Genomic DNA, 16,420 nt, shown 5'->3' with positions numbered 1-16,420 from the left:
TCTCAGCACGCTTAATATCATAACAATTCCCCGCCCTCCTGTCAATAGCTCTCGCCTTTTTCCTAACTGCTTTAATTGTCTGTATTTTCTGGTGAAATAATAGGACGAATTATAGGGCTGTCCGGTTCCGATAAGATTAAAGGTGCTGACAGTCAATTAATTCCTGGTGCAGATATTCATCGAGTTCATCTCTCAGTTTTCTGGCTTTTTCCATCATATCTTCGGCTAATTTAACCTTTTCCCGGTTGAACTTTTCATCATCTATGGAACAGACGTTGATGAGTATATTGTAGTATGAAGATCGGGCGGCAGCAAAAGCGAAAAGCCCGGCGATCCCGACCTCGGTCCAGGCATTTTTATTGCCTTTTCTGGCCACATCCAGAGCAGACTTGAGAATATTCAGGGAAAGCTCCATCAGCTTTTCAGGGGGCAGGCTGGCCTCTTTTAAAGCCTGTTCTATCCTCTCTTTTTTATTCTCAGCAGCTTTTGAGCTGTCATCAGGCAGTCGGTAGGCTTTGATCACCTCTCTAAACCCAAGACAATCCTCCTCCATCAATCCATAAGCCTCTTCGCGAAAAAGAGCCAGTTCTTCCTCGATCTCGTCGATTTCTCCGCTTTCGTCATCAGTAAGGGCGGTGACCATCATCAAAAGGGCCGAGCTGACGCTGGCCACCAGTGCCCCGGCAGCTCCTCCACCCGGGGTAGGGCGATCAGATCCCAGAAGTTCATTGAACTCGCTCAGAGTCTCTTCATTCCATATTGCCATAAAAACACGCCTCCGCAAAATTGCATTTTTGAGATAATTTTAAAGAAATAACATCTGCAGCGAGAAGACAGTCAATATAGATATCAGGACTACCGCGAGCAGCCCAAAATTTTTCAAGGCCAGGATCAGAGCGGAAATTCCTCCGGCTGCTGCCACCGGCGGAGATCCGGTTGCCTCAAGTATTCCCGGGAATAAAAGAGCGCTCAATGCCGCGGCAGGGATATAATGAAGAAATCGGCGCCAGAAAGGAGACAGGTCAAGATCGGTGAGTGTCACCATGGGCAGCATGCGCGGTATATAGGTGACCAGGGCCATGCCGGCCACCGCCACCAAAAGCTCAGTCTGACTCATAAGTTGTTCCCTCCTCTCCCAGGAAAAAAGCGCCGAATAAAGCGGCTATCAGAGTGGTCAGGGTTATGGTCCAGCCTTCGGAGAGGTCCAGAAGAGGCAGCCAGTGGAAAATAGAACTCAGACCCAGAGCTATAAAAGCCACGTTCAATTTTGATCGCGAATTTTTTACCTCCGGAACTAAAAGCCCGATAAACATGGCATATAAAGCTATTTCCATGCTGGCTTCCAGAACGGCCGGGATGACTCCTCCCATCACCGCTCCTGCAGCCGAACCCCCTACCCAGGCCAGATAAGGCAGAGAGATAACTCCCAGGGCATATGGGCGAGATAGCCTTCTGCGGCTGTCGGTAGCAATCAAAGAAAAGACCTCATCTGTTATTCCATAGGAGACAAAAGCCAGCCATCCTTTGCTCTCGCCTCTGAACTTCTCCGAGGTAGTAGCGGTCATCAAAAGATGGCGCAGGTTTACAAAGAAGGTGGTTAAAATTAGCCCGGCCGGACCGGCCCCTGCGGCTATGACATTCAGGGCAACAAATTGACTGGCCCCGGCATAAACAAAGGCCGACATAGCGACAATTACGACGAGCGGCAGTCCCTGTGAGCTTGCTATCACTCCAAAGGTCAAAGCGATGGGCAGATAACCTATCCCTACTGGCAGAGAAGCTTTCAAGCCCGATAGCAGCAGTTCATAATAGGTGCACTGTCTTTTGATCTCCTCCACGGCTAAACCCCCCGACAAATTCCTTTCATTCTATGACTTTCATTCTATATAATGTATTTTGTTCATCAGCAGTTTTCTATCTCCAGACCGATCATTTCCTGCACGGACTCGTTCGAACTGACGGGCAAAAATTCACAGTCGGTAATTTTCCCGCTGTTAAGCCCCACCAGCCCTCCTGATTCTTCTTCAGCCAGCACATCGCCCTGACAGCAGCATCCGGTTATAATTCCGCAGTTTTTTCCTGCAAGCCCGCCGACCTGCGAACTGCCTTCGACCCGGCAGCCCTCGAGGTTGAGGTCTTTAATGAGGGCCGATTCATCCGTGCAGCCGAAAAGTCCCAGCAGCCTGCCCTCCGGCCTCTCGATATAAATATTCTTTATGGTATAATTCTGCCCGTCAAGAGTACCGGCAAATTTTTCTTCTTCGCTGCCCAGAGGCTGCCAGCCTCCGCTGAATTCCCTCAGCCTGCAGTAACGTTTCAAATCTATGCTGGAGATCAGCCGAAAGTGACTTTCCAGGTGATCCCTGACTCTGTCCAGCTGGCCGACATCCTTTATAAGATAGGGTCTGGTGGGTGTCCCTCTTCCGCCGGCAAAATCGCTGTCCTGTTTTAATTTCCCCCGGATGTTACCAAAGGAAATCAGTATAAATACCAGCAGAACAAGCATCATGAGCATCAAAAAAAGAATGAAATCCAGCATTTATTTCACCTTTCCCGATTTTAAAAACCCGCTTAAATTTGCACAAATTCAGCCTTTATGGAATAATCCTCACCGGCTTCTTCTGCGATCAGGTTCCGATATTTCTGCAGCTGTTCTTCGCTTCTCTCGAGTCCTGTTTTAAAATCCAGAATAATTATTTCTTTCTCGTCGCGATCGAGCAGAACTCTGTCAATTCTGGCGCCCTTTTTCGTCCCGGTCAGATCGTCCTCCCCGCTTACCGGCTCGTACTCGGTAAAAACCTCCCATCTTTCAGAGAGATATTGAGGATAATCTTTTATGAAAGACTCAGCCCGGCTGAATACCTCCTCGATCAGTTCATCCCCCAGTATATTCCCATAACGAGCGGCCACCAGCCGGCGGCCCCGCCTCTTTTCCTCAGCAGAACCGTATTTAATGTTCTCAAGATAATAATGGACTGCAAGGCCCATCAACCTCTCTTTTTCGCGGCTTAAATCCAGATCGATATCCTGCTTTTTGGCTGCAAAACTTCCGGCCGGGATCTTCTTCCCGCTCAGCCCCCCGGCACGAAAAAACTCAGCCAGATCATCCAAATTCTGCTCCTGAACAGGGCTGTCCTCTTTATCAGCACCCTGCGGCGGGACAAATTCTCCCATTCTCTTACCCTTTATAAGCTCCGAGAGACTTCTGACGGAACAGGCATCACTTAAGGCATCCTCATAAAACCTGTATCTATCGCTGCTGTTCTCCCAGGCTGAAATTTCTCCCGGCATAATCTGAGCTGGAACGTCGATCCAGATAAATAGATTTTTGCCGGCCCTGCTCATTGCTACATAAACATTATTTATCTCCTCGACCAGTTCCTTTTGATTTCGCTCCTCTTCAAAATCGTAATCGAGAAGCTCGATCACATCGCTGTAGCGGCTGGTTGTGAGAAGATAGCTGTCAATTTTTTGATAATCAGGCTGAAATTTCAGGTAAAATTCCAGCTCTTCCTCCCTCTTTCCGCCCTGTCCGGAATTCGGCTTCCAGTAGAAAAATTCGGTGTGGAAGGAAAGCCCCTTCGATCTGTGAATTGTCAAAAGATCGACCGCCTCCTCATGCTGAACTATGGCTTCCTGAAATTCACCCGAACCTTTTTTTTCCTCATAAATCTCCATGAATTCCGAAAGCGATTCAACCTTCATCATCAGGCTGTAAAGCCGGAAAAGATTTTTCAGGGCTGATCTTTCCCCGCTGTAAAGTTTAAAAACTCCGCTCTCTGAAATAATCCTGTAGACAAGCTCCTGATAATCTGCAGATTTGAGTTCGGCTGTCCATTCAAGCAGCTCAAGTATGTTCTCATCTATCTCATGGTCTTTTAGGTCCTCTCTTCCCGCGAAAAATCCCCTGATCGATTCAAAATTATTCATCAGAACCTTTAAGTCCTCATGGGTTATACCGATCAGGTCGCTGCGCAGAAAATTGAGCAGATTATGATAATCCTCCTGCCATAAAAATTTCAGCAGCTGAAAGATCGGCCATATAGCCTGGTGTTCCGCCAGCTCCCGCTTTTGGTGCAGCACATGAGGAACACCGAGTTCTTCCAGATGTTCAGCTATCTCATAAAGCTGTTTATTGGTCCTGGCCAGGACGGCTGTCCCGGCATAATTCTCAAAATCGGCCAGTCTGCCGGCGATATCCCGGGGCATATCTTTTGTGAGCTCCCGGTTTTGAGCTTTTATATTCTCCTGCTTTTCCTCGCTGTAAGAAGAAAACTTTTTGCTCTCCTCGTCAATCTCAGCTCCGCTCCCCCCCAGAAGAACTTCTACCATGCCGCGATCAGCATCATCATGGTGAGAAACCCGGCTGTAATCCCAGTTCTGATGGAGATCGGTAAAGAACTCATTGAGGAAATCGACTATCTCTCTATCGCTTCTATAGCAGACTGGTAAATCCTCCACAGAGCTGGAGATAAATTCAGGCAGCCGAACGAATAGTTCTTTTTCGCCCCCGCGCCACTGGTATATGGACTGTTTTGCATCTCCTACCGCGATGAAATTTCTCCTGTCGTCGACAAAGGGTTCGATAATTCTCCACTGCAGAACGCTGGTATCCTGAAATTCATCTATAAAAAGCGAACTCACCTCGCTGCCCGTAACTTTTTCCAGCAGATCTTTGAGATTGGTCTCTGTTTCGGGCAGCTGACCTCTTATCAAATATCTATAAACGGAATTGCTGATATCACTGTAGGTAAATTTCTGTTTTCTTTTCTTGAGCCGATCGTAAACCGCAAATACTTTATCGGCCAGCTCAAAAAGGCCGCTCTCCAGAGTGCGTATCTCCCTGTTGAAAACCTCCCGGGCCAATTTCACTCTGAATTCCTCATAAAATAACTGCAGCTCCTCCCGGGCGCAGACGAAATCTTTTCCCCTGGTTTTTTGACCGTTCCAGAGCGTCCTATCTTTTTTCAATATCAGCTCGCGGAACTTGTATATATATTTTTTTAGCCGCTCATCTCCTGCCGGCTGCTCTCTCAGCTTTTGAAAGTCCCGACCAAAATCTCTGAAATCTTTGATAAACCAGCTTTCATCCATGGTCTTATCCTTGCGGTCAGCTATATCAGCCAGCAGATCCACAACTTTTTTCAGAGATGTCAGATAATCGGTATTCTCATATTTCCCGCGCCTTTCATGGTCAGCCAGAAGATATTTCCATCTCTCCTCTATTATACTGCGGATAAAGTTGAAGGGTTTAGAAAATGATCTTCCCACCCTCATGCTCAGAACGCGCTGAAGCAGATTGAAATCCTCGCTGTTCTGCAGCAGCCTTCTGAAAGTTTCTTCTATTATGGCTCTGTTCTCCTGAGATTCTATTATTTCGTAATCATATATGCCCAGATAAGGAGCCACCATCTCTTTAAAAAGCTGGTTGGTAAAACTATCAATGGTATATATCTGCACAGCATCTTTATTCAAAAGCATCTGGCGTCTGCATTCAGCCAGACGCTGCCTGTCAAAAGTCACCCTGTCAGCAAAAATGTCATTTAATTCCTGCCAGACCACCGAATTTTTTCCTTCCTCGATCAGCTCATTGAGGTGAGAAATTATTCTTGTCCTGGCTTCAGCCGTCGCTTTTCTGGTAAAGGTTAGAACGACTATCTCGTTGAAATCCTGTCCGGAGAGCAATCCTCCTATATATTCCAGTGAAAGCCGGAAAGTTTTGCCGGTGCCTGCTCCGGCCTTGAGAACCTTTTTCATGATCAGCTCACCGCCCTGCATATATTCCGGTATCTGCAGTCATAACACTGGGAGGTCTGATTTTTGGTGTATTCGCCTCCCGATACAAATTTCTGCAGTAACTGCTGAAGTTTTTGAGGAAACTCATCCCTGCTCTTCGGCTGAGCTTTGATGAATCTCCTGTCAACTATCTGATAGAAATATTTTTCCAGCATAAAATTTTCTCCCGGTACTGCAGCCCCTTTCAAAAGCAGCTCATAAAAATCGAGCTGCTCGAGTTCACAGCCGCCGGTCTTGAAATCTATCAAAAATCCCCGATCATCCTTCCGCAGGAGGAGATCAACCCGCCCGGAGAGATAAAAATTCACAGGCTCAGTCTCCAGAAAAGGTCGGCCCTTATCAGAAACGGAACGCTCAATCTCGACCTGGTCGAACTCCTCTTTTTCGGCCAGGGGCGACTCGGGGGAATTGAAAAATTCCTGCAGCGATTCTATCAAATCGTCCCTGACCACTTTATCGTAGTAGGGCTGGAAACGGTGATCCATTTTCAGGGAAAAATCGTCCATAATATCCTCGACCACCATCCTTATTTTATCCTCCGAGACATCCAGCTCGCCGCCGCTTTTCCATTCCCGCATTATTTCCTCGGCCATAATATGAACCATGCTGCCGTAAGTTTTGGGGGAGATCTCGACGTCGACCCCGGCAAATTCCTCGGGAATTTTGAGTATATGCTGGCAGAAAAATTGAAAAAAGCAGTTCTTGAGCGTCTTATATTTGTAAAAACTGAGATTGTAATCACGACCCCGGCCGGGAAAATCCTGGGCCATCAAAGACGGTTCCTTCTCGTTCTGCGGCTGGTTTTCTATCTCCGGCAGAAACCCTCCCTTCTCCTGTTTCTTTCCGGATAGAATATTTTCATAAATTTGAGGAATATCGGCAGAGGTGACAGCCGGGTCGGCATATTCCAGGTCATATTCCAGCTTAAGCTCTTCCAAAAATGCTCCAGGAGTGAGGTTTTCCTCTTCATTCTCCAGCGCCAGGACGTCGGCCTCATCTGCCGTCAGAAGATGTCTGAAAAAGCGATAACGCTGTTTGGCCCGGCTCTTTTCACCCCAGGGAAGACCTGACTGCCGGCGCTGATTTTCGGTCAGCAGGAAATCTCTGCCCCGCGGGGAGGGAAGCCAGTTCTGGCTGGCATTGATAACGACCACATGCTCTCTGTGCTTCTGGACTGCCCCCAGCAACTCCCCGATATTCATCTCTTTTTTTCCCTCGGGCAGAGCCGGTTTTATCGATTTGAATTCTATATATTGCAGAAATCTGTCCAGCAGTCCCAGGGCCGGGTCGGTATAATAATCCGTCCAGGAGCTCACCAGCTGCATATCTTCCAGAGCAGTCAGCTCCAGCAGAGCATCATAAAATTGCTCTACATCATTGCTGAAATAGGGGCTGGAAAGTATCCCCATATCCAGTTCATCCAGGTAATCCACCAGCATCGGCATATTTTCAAGTTCCTTCAATTCCTCCAGCTCCTCAAATACCGACAGAACTTCCTCCAGCTCACTGCGGGCCATCTCTTTGCTCAAATTAACAAAATCCTCTCGAATAAACTCTCTGACTTTTTCCAGGGCAGCGTAAGATACAGCAAAATAACGCCTGAAATGATCTCTGCTCAGAGCCGAAAAGAGTTCCGGCAGGGACAGCCGCTTTTCAGCCAGCGGAGAAGCGGCCAGCAGCTCATAAAGAGCCTCCAGAAAGCGATATATTCGACAGGAATTAAACTCATCTGTTCTTTCCATCTCCACAATCTCCGGAGATAGAATCCCGTCATAATCCGTATCCTCAAGCGCCGGCGACAGTATCTCGCTTATTTGCGGTTTAGACAGATTCAAAGAATTGATCAGCTGGTAATTATCCTCAGCGAGTTTATAGATATTCAGCCGGCCGGGCCAGGTCTCAGGCAGGCTAAGCCCCTGAAAATGCAGTTTATCTTCTTCAAAATCCTCTTCAGGAAGCTGAAGTATAATTTTTACAGGGATTTCTTTATCGAGTTTTTTGAGCATTTTTTTCTCGAAAGGGGTAAAAAAGATGACGTTTAAAAAAACCAACCGCTTAAATTCATCGAGGACAGCTGTTGAAAAGTTGGCGAAATCCCGAAAAATTATGGGGCTGGTATAACTTTCTTCCTGCAATTTTTCCTCATAGCGGCCCAACAGGTTCTCAAAAAGATTTAGTCTCTGCTCCTGCCAGGCATCAAGTCCCGTAATATCGACTGCTTCGACCTGATATTCATTCAATTCGTGATAGAACCTGTGAAACCGGGCTGAGAACTCGATAATATCGTTATAATTTTCGATGCCCAGTCGAGACTTTTCTTTTTCAGTCAGAAGCTCAAATAAAACCACAGAAAGTTTTTCCTCTCTGAGCACTATCTCATCCCGGGCAAAAACGACATCTTTTAATCTTTTTAAATTCATGAATTCACCCGCACGGCTCAAAGGTTCTTTCAGCTTTCTGTGCTTTTTCCTGACAGGATTGAGGTTGGAAGAACAATCATCGGCAGTCACATACAGGTTGGGTTCACCTGATGCCGCAGCTGTAAAAATATCCTCATCAAAATCCAGATATTTGAATTCCACAATTTACCCCTTTCAGTCCTCCCGATAGGTCGAAGGACGGTCGGTGCGAAAGTTATAATCGACGATAACATCCGACTGCAAAAGCTCTTTTGCCCTTTTTTCATCGATGGAGGGCATAAAACTTCTCAGCATAATAATTTTGCCCCGGTCGATAGCTGCTTCCTGTTCTTCCACTTCCTCGATCTTAGAACCTCCAACTTCCACGTTATAATCGCCCCGGGAATTTTCGTATACCCTGATCAGCTCTCCGGCCTTGTTCCTTCCCACTGGTATCGACAAAGTTTGTTCCCCCTTTGATGAGTTAGTGGTTGTTTAAATTTTTCTTCAGGAAAGTTATTCTGGATCCTCCCGTCTTAAGCTGGCCATATAAAAAAATTCTTCAGCCGGGTTCGTTTTTCCTGCCTGCTAAATCTCAAATCGGGCCAGATTTGCAGTTAAAATCAATATGTGCTATTATGTTCTAAACTGGAAGGGATTTTATAATCTCCATTCAGAAATTTCAGATTTACAACATAAATTGGAGGCTGAATCCATGATAGATCTTAACAGTGCTGACAGAAAAAAATTGATAGAGGTCAGAGGAATCGGACCGGTCACCGCCGAAAGAATCATCTCCTATCGCCAGCAGAATAACGGTTTTACAGAACTGGATGAATTAAAGAACATTAAAGGTATAGGTGATGCTACCTTCGCCGATATCAGGTCAGGGTTGGACCTTTCATCCGATAAAGTCAGTGAAACTGAAAAAACAGAAGGGGTTGAAATAGAATTTGACCCGGATCAGGTCGGCATCGAACAGCCCTCAGAAGTTCATCTGGTCGGTGATATGAACGAATGGAATCCGGCCGACAAAACTTATAGCCTGAAAAAAGACAGTGATGGCATCTGGAGAAATGAATTTGAGCTCGATCCCGGTACAGAATATAAAATCATGTACGATTCCACAGATTGGGACGAAGATAAACATATAGGATTTTACGGTGAGAATCTCAAAGTAGAAAAACAAAAGTAGCAGGCTTAAAGGCGTTTGGGCGTTCTAACTGCTCCAGTCCACTTCTTTAATTCCCTCAATTTTCAGCAGGGAGCGATTGATTTTCTCTCTGGCGGACTCATCCGGAATTTCCAGGCGAAAAACCGCCCGGGTATCACCGGACAATTTGTCCTCATCTATATCTATGTTTTTTATCTCAACTTCAAATTTTTCCATCACTTCAGCTATCTCACAATAAGCTGCGGAAGTTTTATCCGTTCGGCAATAAAGTCTTTCTTCGCTGCGCGAAGTAATCTTTTTCTCCCACCGGTTGAAGTAATTGAGGGTTACAAATACCAGCAGAGTGCCGAAGGCCGCCATAATATAAAATCCTATCCCCACAGCCAGCCCCATCGCCGAGGTAACCCAGAGACTGGCGGCGGTGGTTAATCCGCGGACAGAAAAACCCTCCCTCAGTATGGTTCCTGCTCCCAGAAATCCTATACCGCTTACCACCTGAGAAGCTATCCGGCCCACATCAGGCATTAAATCCGGGTAAAGATAGCCCATCGAGAAGGAAACGATCATGAAAGTTGTCGACCCCACCCCCACCAGAATATGGGTGCGGAATCCGGCCGGCTTATCCAGCCGCTCTCTTTCCCAGCCTATCAAACCCGAAAATATCAAAATTAGTGTCAGTCTCAATATAATAGTCTGTTCTGCTATCATATCATTCTCCCCTGATCATAAATAATAAAAGCCTCCCTGCCCGGAGGCATCTTTCTCTGTTCTCTTTCAAAAAAATTGATGAATATCACCTGATTTTTTCCCTTAATCTTTTTATATCATCCTCTGTTTTGGAATCAGGCTCTGCAAAATCCTCGGCAGTGCCCAGAAGTTCTTTCATGGTGTCTTTTATCTCCCGGGAACTGACGTCGTCTCTGATCTCCTCCTGCAGTATCGAGCCAAAAAGAGCAGATATGTTCTCATCCTGTATCTCTTCCCCATCCTGTTCATCACCGAGATAAACCGTCAGCGCTTCAGCCAGCTCAAAAAACGCTCTGGCCGCTTCATCCTCCTGCCGAACTTCCAATCTCCTGAAAATTTTGCTCTTTTCACGATATTTTTCTTTCTTCAGGTCCAGATAGAGTTCTGCTATATTAAAATCTGCAGTTATGTTTCCGCTGCTTAATTCTTCCAGCCGAGAATAAATATCCTGATCAGCAGGCTCTTTTTCTGCTGCCGGTCTGAAGTCATTTTCATTTTTCTCATCCGGGTTATAATGCTGGCTAAAATCTGCCAGCAAGGTCAGCAAATCAGGCAGGTTTCTCTCTGGCTCGAAATTTTCCGGTTCGTTCTCAGCTCTTCTTTGAAATTCTTCCAGAAGACTCAAATATAACATTATTCTATTCCTGTCCTCGCGGCGCATAAGTTCATCCAGGCCGGAGATAATCGCTTCGGTGACCTCATAGCGAGTGTTATTCTCCGCCAGACTTCTCGAGATTTCCTGCCATTCTGAAGGAATCGCTTCTTCAGCCGGGTCTGCCGCCTGCAGCCGGTCAGCAGAAAATCCGGGGAGAATCAGGAGGATAATCATCAATGTACATGTGCAGAATCTGAAAACTTTCGTCTGCAGTACATTGAGCATAATTAGATGACATCCAGCAGGATAAATATTATTATCAGCAGCAGAATTTCTGTCATTTTTTGCACCTCCTGTATGACTGCCCGGGAATTGGTTTGCTTCATAAGTAGAGATTAACATACAAAATGCTATAATTCAATAAATGTTTTGCCGGTTTACCTAAAATAATTCTTTTTTCCAGGGAAATAAGAACTATTATATGTTACAATGTAATCTAGCAGGAGGGATAAAGTTGATCAGTGTGGAAAATTTAAAAAAGAGTTATGGTCAAAAAATTGCTTTAAATGGTATAGACTTCAACATAGAAAGAGGAGAAATTTTTTCGCTTTTAGGTCCCAACGGGGCGGGCAAAACCTCCACTATTAAAATTTTGACCGGTCAGCTGATACCGGATGAAGGCATTGTAAAAATTATGGGCAGAGATGTTTTCAGTTCCAGAAATTTTCTGCGTCCCCGCATGGGGGTCATGCCGGAAGAGAATAATCTTTATGAGCGGCTCACTGTCAGAAATAATCTCAAATTTTTCTGCCGGCTCTACGAGGCAGACTTTGAAAACATGGAAAAGTATCTGGAAGCTGTGGGCATGCTGTCCGAAATAGATACTCCCGTTAAAAAGCTATCACGCGGGATGAAGCAGAAAATCCTTCTGGTTAGATCGCTGCTGCACGAGCCCGAGGTGCTCTTTTTAGATGAACCCACCTCCGGTCTGGATCCGGCTTCAGCTGCCAGTATACATCGTCTGCTTGAAAAATTGAACGAGGAAGGGTTGACCATACTTCTTACTTCTCACGATATGGAAGAAGTGGATCGACTGAGTGATAGAATTGCATTCCTGCACGATGGCAGTATATCTGCTCTTGACCATCCCACTTCGCTCAAACTGAATCACGCTGAAGGCCAGGTCGACGTGCTGGTCAGGATTAATGGCGATCTTCAGGAGAAAAGAATGGATATCAATTCAGATAGTGCTGCCGAGGATATATCCAGATGGATAAAAGAGGGAAAGCTGGCTTCTATACATTCCTGCGAACCATCTCTGGCCGAAATTTTTGTGGATATTACCGGGAGTGAGCTCAAATGAATTCCAGATTGAAAATTATATCCGCCATATTGCTCAAGGAATTCCAGGATTTAAAAAAGAATATAAATCTGATGACGATGTTTTTATTGCCGGTTCTTCTGACACTGTCCTTCACTTATTTAATACCGGATATGCCCGCCGGAGCCGCCCTCAATTTCGGGCTTTTATTTTTGGTTGTGATGATGGGGATGTATGTTCCCTCCATGCTGATCGCCGAAGAGAAAGAAAAAAACACGCTGGAAGTACTGCTTCTCTCGCCGGCAGGGGCCAGAGAAGTCCTGATAGGTAAAGGGCTTCTCACCTATATATCGATTCTGATCGTGACCGTGCTGCTGGCTTTAATAGTAGGGCTGGAAAAGGACAGTTTAATAATCATATTTTTGGCCACAGCTCTAATCTCCATATTTTCGATATTTGTGGGGATGATGGTGGGCCTGCTATCTCCCAATCAAAGGTCTACAGGCACTATAGGACTGCCGGTTTACATGCTTTTAATTTTAGTTCCCCAGCTGGCCGCTATGTCCGGAGCCGACTTCATGAATTTTCTGGCTGCCTTACTGCCCACAACCTACTACTTCCAAATTCAGGAGAGGGCCATGACCGGCTCCCTGCATCTATGGGATATCAGGATAGAACTGACGGTGATAATTATTAGCATATTGGTCTCCTTTACGGCGCTGGTATTTCTTTACAGAAAAAAAGGCTTCTATTAGGAGGATTACAGTGAAAAGAATAGTTATCATCATCTTGAGTGCAATAATCATCATAACATTGATCGCGTTCTGGACGCCGGAAAACCTGAGTGCGGAGACAGATGCTCTGGAAACAGATCCGGAAATGCTGGAGAGAGGACTGGCCGGGCTCAATCTGCGGGTTAGCTCGGGTTTATCCGGAGGATTTATGCGAATGAACATAACCGATCTCAATGATTCACTGGAAGATGAAGGGTTCCCCTCCCTGAGTCGGAATATTTTCATCTATGGATTCGAGGCCGTAGTCGGCAGAATTGAAGGTCAGCGGTTGAGAACGATTTATCGCAGGGGATCAGTTGATTCCAGATCGGGAGATAACCATGCCAGTTTGAACATAGAATATGGCGGTCTGGCCTATGAAAGGGGAAAGAAAGTCGGAGACGAGGGAAATATGGATGCAGCTCTGGGGGCGATGATCGGGGCCGGAAAAAAGGAGCTTTATTTAAGAGCAGACGAGCCTCGGGAATTTGAAGAATTTTTAGGTGAAGTTTATGACGGGGAACACAGTTCTGCTGCGATGGAAAAAAGCTTTTTGGCCCTCAAGCTCAATTCCAATCTCCATTATGATCTGAGAAACAGCCTGGCCCTGGGGCTATCGGCTGGTTACCTTCTAACTCACGATCTAGGAGGAGGCTGGGAGGTAGGGGGTACCTCTCTGGATGAAGATCCCACATCCAATCTGAGAGGTCCTCAGCTGAGTCTGCAGATATCCTATACATTTTGAAATCTGTAAAGAGCATACACCTCAGTTTTTACATTTGTAATAAGTCTTCAGCCTTATTTATAACTTTTTTCTCAAAATTTTCGCGCGGGCGGAATCCCAGCTCCGCATATAAATTTTGCAGATCGTCCCGGTCATAGTTCACCGCTCCATAGATCAAAATCAGTGCGAATAAAATCATGCTGGGTGACCAGCCTGGCAGCTCCTTATCACGAGCAAAAACAAGATCAAAGCTCTCTTTGACCAGCTGCTCGTATTCGCGAATGATCTTCTTCAACCCGGCAATATTGGACATGCCGATAAGTTTTATACCCTTGACCGCCTCACCCAAAAAGAAATCCTTGCCGGTTGTTTTTCGGGGGAGATTTTGTGACCATTCATCTATATAGGCGATCAAATCTTTCATAACTTCATCGATCTTCATAAATTGTTCCAGAGTGAGCTTATTTATATCGACATCCTCCGGCTGAGCTTTTATCTGCTGTTGGATTTTATCTTCATATTTTTCCAGGTCATCTCTCAAACTAATAAATTCATCATCAGCAACTTCCAGCAGAGCAGAAAGCCGGGCAAAGCGGCGATTGATCGAATCAGGAATTTCCTCTTTGTACTTATATCCCAGGTCATGTTCTATCTCCGCCCAGGCGTGCTGAAGAATGGTACGGATTTGAATTTCAAAAAAAAGATCGGATAATTCATCCTGCAAGCTGGCAGGATGTTTATCTGGTCTGAATCTGGCGACTTTATGCAGTGAACTGTAACCGAATTCCTGATAATCGAAGCTCTTTCGTTTATCGATAGAATGCCTGGGATCGATATCAAGATTATTTTCCAGAACTACCCCCACCTCATCAATTTCATCGGCAAAATACGTAACAACCCTTACAGCGGTGAGATCTTTTATTTCCGCAAGACTTTCATAATCTTTACCCGGCCTTCTAACTTTCTCCGCCAGACTCTCAACGGATTTAGTCCGGGCTCTTATAGAATGAATATTGATATCGGTATCGTTCTCCAGTATTTCTTCGATAAATTCATCCGCAGCTTCAGTAAGCCGCTCATATAAATACTTTTTCTTTTTATAATCAGCTATAATATCTACCGCTCTCATACTTTTCCCCCTAAAACTTATAATGCTGATCCTGTTAAAGTTTTGTTGATTTATTTTTTCTCTTTGTGGCCGCTGTAGGTGAATGAATGCTGGTTCATATCCACCTGTTTTTTCTCAATATCCCCTATCACATTGCCACAATTTCCACACTTCAATTCATCCCCTTCAACTTTGTAATCGTACAATCTGGTTATTCTATCTCTATAGCAGCGCAAAACTTTTCCTCTGCCTATCTTTTTATATTTCATGATCTTGGTTTTGCAGTCTGCGCATTTGATGGTGAGCATCTTTAACCTCCAATAAATTTCCTCAGCACAAAATCACAAATTAAAGATCTTTCCTGCGTTCAGTCGGTAAATAGGTGTATCAAAAAAGCTTATTCAGTTATATTGTAATGATAGCAATTTTATACGATATCTATCAACCGATAAGAAGAACCATATTTTATTGCGGAGTTAATCGCAAAGAAAACTGGAATTCTGATAATTCCAGTTCATATTTATCCTGCAGCTCGGGTCCACAGCTGGTAGAGCCCAGCCCCCGTTCCTGAGAAATCAGCTGCAGATGGACTTCCTCAGTGCGCTGCAGACGGTGAATCCTCTGATTGCGCCATTCCCGGGCATAATCACGCGTTACCTGGCTTTTGTCATTATCAACGGGTACACGCCAGAGATTGATTCTGGGGCCGGAATGCAGCAGCTTTCGGCCTTGATGGCTGTAATTACGCAGTTTACCCGACATTCGGTCAAAACCAATTTGCCTATCAACATTTTCAAAAACGAGTTCTTCTTCTTTTTCCTGCACATCAAAAGGCGGGGCTGACTGCAGTGGAAGTCCGCCTGCCGGTTTTCTCTGTTTCCCTTCGATCTGAATTTTAAACTCCTGACAATCTTCAGAATTGATATCTTTCAGCTGAAGCTGGCGCTGGACCAGTACTTTCCCGGCTTTAGACCACATTGTGGGCTCCCGTCGCTGGAACCTAAGGTCAAGCCACAGCTCAGTTTCCTCTCCGAGATGAATATCCGGCAGAATAATTTCTTCTTTAGCCCCCTGTTCAGCAGATTGCCTCCAATACGTATGGGATCATCTGTCTCTATGGCTTTAATTATATAGGAGGCGTATTCGTGTGTTTTCTCATGCTCTATATCACTGTCATTGACCAGCTCCTCCCGCCTTTCCTCCCATTCAGCAATTTGCTCCTGACAGCGGCGGGGATATTCATCCAGAGGGATATTAAACTTCTCAATCAGTTCCGGGTGAGTACTTTTTATAAAATAGGGTAGATACTCGGCCAAATGTTCGCTGGATTCTGTCACATAATAGCCGAATTGTTTCATAATCTCATACCTGATCATATCATCATGAGGAGCCTCCCGCTTTCTGGCTCTCTTTTTCACTTCCGGATAGAGGTTTTTTCCCTCTCGCTCAAGCTTGAGCAGTCAGGCCATATGATTAATACCGGCAATGAAAGATTCAACCCCTTCTCTCTCCATACCCAGCGGCTCCAGAAGTTCTTTTACACAAACCTGAACACTTTGACATAGCCCCACACCTGTCCATATAAGCCGATGAAAAAGATTCTTCTACAAAAATAAGTAATTTAGCCAAACTTAATTTAAGTTCCCCTTTTTGAAATAGAGAGATTACGGAGGGGGTCGGTAGGTTGAAAATTGAACCTACCGACCCCCTCCTATTCCCCTGCGGTTGAAAACACCGACCTCTTCGTCTTATTCCGGTAAATCCGGGCAAAACCCATCACTTT

At 45.4% G+C, this 16,420-nt stretch carries 16 protein-coding genes and 1 pseudogene; 4 read left to right on the top strand and 13 right to left on the bottom strand.

All coding sequences use genetic code 11. The annotated features are described in order from the left end of the window. Window positions 1–136: 136 nt before the first annotated feature. The 7 genes from BLT15_RS09470 to BLT15_RS09440 all read right to left on the bottom strand — a co-directional run bounded on the left by BLT15_RS09470 (window position 137) and on the right by BLT15_RS09440 (window position 8,657). Window positions 137–766: a cyclodeaminase/cyclohydrolase family protein gene (locus tag BLT15_RS09470; RefSeq protein WP_089761039.1), complete on the bottom strand. Its 630-nt coding sequence runs from the start codon at window positions 764–766 to the stop codon at window positions 137–139. A gap of 39 nt (window positions 767–805) precedes the next feature. Further along, window positions 806–1,117, bottom strand: a complete 312-nt coding sequence (locus BLT15_RS09465) for an AzlD domain-containing protein (protein WP_089761037.1) — start codon at window positions 1,115–1,117, stop codon at window positions 806–808. Continuing rightward, a complete protein-coding gene (locus BLT15_RS09460; protein ID WP_159429893.1) occupies window positions 1,104–1,838 on the bottom strand; it encodes an AzlC family ABC transporter permease in 735 nt (244 codons plus the stop codon). Before BLT15_RS09460 ends, BLT15_RS09465 begins: the two co-directional genes overlap by 14 nt. A gap of 65 nt (window positions 1,839–1,903) precedes the next feature. Next, window positions 1,904–2,539: a M26 family metallopeptidase gene (locus BLT15_RS09455; protein WP_089761033.1), complete on the bottom strand. Its 636-nt coding sequence runs from the start codon at window positions 2,537–2,539 to the stop codon at window positions 1,904–1,906. A gap of 32 nt (window positions 2,540–2,571) precedes the next feature. Next, window positions 2,572–5,757 carry a UvrD-helicase domain-containing protein gene (locus tag BLT15_RS09450; protein ID WP_159429892.1) on the bottom strand — a complete coding sequence of 1,062 codons (3,186 nt, stop codon included), beginning with the start codon at window positions 5,755–5,757 and terminating at the stop codon, window positions 2,572–2,574. 2 nt (window positions 5,758–5,759) lie between these two features. After that, window positions 5,760–8,378 (bottom strand): PD-(D/E)XK nuclease family protein, encoded by a 2,619-nt coding sequence (locus tag BLT15_RS09445; RefSeq protein WP_143423057.1) that lies wholly within the window; start codon window positions 8,376–8,378, stop codon window positions 5,760–5,762. Between the two features lie 12 nt (window positions 8,379–8,390). Then, a complete protein-coding gene (locus BLT15_RS09440; RefSeq protein ID WP_089761028.1) occupies window positions 8,391–8,657 on the bottom strand; it encodes a hypothetical protein in 267 nt (88 codons plus the stop codon). 253 nt (window positions 8,658–8,910) lie between these two features. Between BLT15_RS09440 and BLT15_RS09435 the strand changes: the two genes are divergently transcribed. Next, the gene (locus BLT15_RS09435; protein WP_159429891.1) at window positions 8,911–9,390 is read left to right on the top strand and encodes a helix-hairpin-helix domain-containing protein; all 480 of its coding nucleotides are present in this window, start codon (window positions 8,911–8,913) and stop codon (window positions 9,388–9,390) included. 24 nt (window positions 9,391–9,414) lie between these two features. Here BLT15_RS09435 and BLT15_RS09430 read toward each other — a convergent pair whose 3' ends face one another. Together BLT15_RS09430 and BLT15_RS09425 are read right to left on the bottom strand one after the other, a co-directional pair. Beyond that, complete coding sequence (locus BLT15_RS09430) at window positions 9,415–10,077, bottom strand: MgtC/SapB family protein (RefSeq protein ID WP_089761024.1); 663 nt, start codon at window positions 10,075–10,077, stop codon at window positions 9,415–9,417. Window positions 10,078–10,162: 85 nt separating this feature from the next. Next, on the bottom strand, window positions 10,163–10,945 hold the full coding sequence (locus BLT15_RS09425; RefSeq protein WP_143423056.1) for a hypothetical protein: 783 nt from the start codon (window positions 10,943–10,945) through the stop codon (window positions 10,163–10,165). 289 nt (window positions 10,946–11,234) lie between these two features. Between BLT15_RS09425 and BLT15_RS09420 the strand changes: the two genes are divergently transcribed. Genes BLT15_RS09420 through BLT15_RS09410 form a run of 3 tightly spaced genes read left to right on the top strand, consistent with a single transcriptional unit; the run spans window position 11,235 to window position 13,550 of the window. Further along, window positions 11,235–12,074, top strand: a complete 840-nt coding sequence (locus BLT15_RS09420) for an ABC transporter ATP-binding protein (protein ID WP_234985583.1) — start codon at window positions 11,235–11,237, stop codon at window positions 12,072–12,074. Further along, window positions 12,071–12,787, top strand: coding sequence for an ABC transporter permease (locus BLT15_RS09415; protein ID WP_089761018.1), 717 nt, complete (start codon window positions 12,071–12,073; stop codon window positions 12,785–12,787). The genes BLT15_RS09420 and BLT15_RS09415 overlap by 4 nt, the downstream gene beginning before the upstream one ends. 10 nt (window positions 12,788–12,797) lie before the next feature. Further along, on the top strand, window positions 12,798–13,550 hold the full coding sequence (locus tag BLT15_RS09410) for a hypothetical protein (protein WP_089761015.1): 753 nt from the start codon (window positions 12,798–12,800) through the stop codon (window positions 13,548–13,550). 28 nt (window positions 13,551–13,578) lie between these two features. Here BLT15_RS09410 and BLT15_RS09405 read toward each other — a convergent pair whose 3' ends face one another. The 4 genes and pseudogenes from BLT15_RS09405 to BLT15_RS09390 form a co-directional block, all read right to left on the bottom strand. Next, entirely contained in the window at window positions 13,579–14,658 is a 1,080-nt protein-coding gene (locus BLT15_RS09405) for a GTP pyrophosphokinase (protein WP_089761013.1), read from the bottom strand. Window positions 14,659–14,708: 50 nt separating this feature from the next. Beyond that, a complete protein-coding gene (locus BLT15_RS09400) occupies window positions 14,709–14,945 on the bottom strand; it encodes a hypothetical protein (RefSeq protein ID WP_089761011.1) in 237 nt (78 codons plus the stop codon). A gap of 157 nt (window positions 14,946–15,102) precedes the next feature. Then, window positions 15,103–15,615 carry a beta-galactosidase small subunit-related protein gene (locus BLT15_RS09395; RefSeq protein WP_089761008.1) on the bottom strand — a complete coding sequence of 171 codons (513 nt, stop codon included), beginning with the start codon at window positions 15,613–15,615 and terminating at the stop codon, window positions 15,103–15,105. Window positions 15,616–15,701: 86 nt separating this feature from the next. After that, window positions 15,702–16,208: pseudogene (locus tag BLT15_RS09390) on the bottom strand (family 4 glycosyl hydrolase); the annotation flags it as partial. Window positions 16,209–16,420 lie beyond the last annotated feature (212 nt).

Origin of the sequence: Halarsenatibacter silvermanii (assembly GCF_900103135.1) — a bacterium.
Taxonomy (GTDB): Bacteria; Bacillota; Halanaerobiia; order Halanaerobiales; family Halarsenatibacteraceae; genus Halarsenatibacter; species Halarsenatibacter silvermanii.
The sequence above is the reverse complement of the archived record's forward strand: the minus strand, read 5'-3'. Positions and strand labels throughout refer to the sequence as shown.